The organism is Gilliamella sp. Pas-s27 (assembly GCF_009795865.1).
Classification (GTDB): domain Bacteria; phylum Pseudomonadota; class Gammaproteobacteria; order Enterobacterales; family Orbaceae; genus Gilliamella.
In genome coordinates this window covers 1-286 of the sequence record NZ_WTEW01000146.1, presented here as the reverse complement: position 1 = coordinate 286, position 286 = coordinate 1, and the positions used below count along the sequence as shown (strand labels likewise).

The window sequence follows — 286 nt, the reverse complement described above, 5'->3', positions numbered from 1 at the left end:
TTACCTCAACCGAAGATGCCACCACGTCACTGTGTAAGCGAATAGCCCAAACACTTTCCGTGCCACCATCTAAGGTGCCACTCGGGGGGGTGTAATCTATGTCGGCAACTTGAGCATAACCTTGCTCATAATCACTTAGCACCATCACATTACAGTCGTGCTCAGCATGTGTCTCAAAACGAAACCAAATCCCCACATCCGCCAATAAGCGTTGGAGGAACTCAAGGTCACTTTCTTGCCATTGAGTAATAAATTCTCGAGCAGGGTAGCTCTCTTTTAATTCCAA

1 protein-coding gene is annotated in these 286 nt (G+C 46.9%); it reads right to left on the bottom strand.

Going from position 1 to position 286, the window contains the following annotated elements:
• On the bottom strand, positions 1-286 hold a 286-nt coding region (locus GQ589_RS12075; protein WP_202115126.1), incomplete at both ends, for a contractile injection system protein, VgrG/Pvc8 family.